This window comes from Hyphomonas polymorpha PS728 (assembly GCF_000685315.1).
In the GTDB taxonomy this organism is placed as follows: domain Bacteria; phylum Pseudomonadota; class Alphaproteobacteria; order Caulobacterales; family Hyphomonadaceae; genus Hyphomonas; species Hyphomonas polymorpha.
In genome coordinates, this window is record NZ_ARYM01000069.1 from 1 (window position 1) to 524 (window position 524).

At 61.8% G+C, this 524-nt stretch carries 1 protein-coding gene; it reads left to right on the plus strand.

What is annotated here, in order from left to right; all coding sequences use genetic code 11:
- Positions 1–157 precede the first annotated feature (157 nt).
- On the plus strand, positions 158–524 hold a 367-nt coding region (locus HPO_RS19420), incomplete at its 3' end, for a hypothetical protein (protein ID WP_035602953.1).

Below are 524 nucleotides of genomic sequence, written 5' to 3' on the forward strand. Positions count from 1 at the left end.
AACTCCAACGCCGCAGCCCTCACCTCCCGCGCCCGCAGGGCGTGGGAGGTGAGGGCCTTCCGCCCTATCCAACAAAATTCCGCTCAAACCTGCAGCAGACACGCGGGAAAAACTTTATTTCCCCACCCCCTCCGCAGGCGGACGTATACTGCAAGGCATGTCGCCTGAGATCGCCCGCCTGTATGCCCACGTATTGCCAGTCTTCTGGCCATACCTCTGGCTGCAGCTGCGCTGGATCTTCAAACGTCAGGATGGTGAACTCCGTACCCTGCTGATCTCGGTCAGCAAATGGGGCCACGTTTATATCGTCCAGGCCGGCGATCATGGGCGTGCCTACAGGAAACCCGCCGCCGTAAAGCCGAGCTGGGACGATCCCGTCTGGGAAAGCCACATCGCGCCGAACTTGGCTGACGTTTTCCAAAAGGAAGTCAGCACGCTCGGCCTCCCCCGCGTGTGGGGCTTCGAGGGATCAGAAATCGCACTGCGATTTCCCCTGGAAGGCCCCGCAGGGGCGGAGGGGGGAG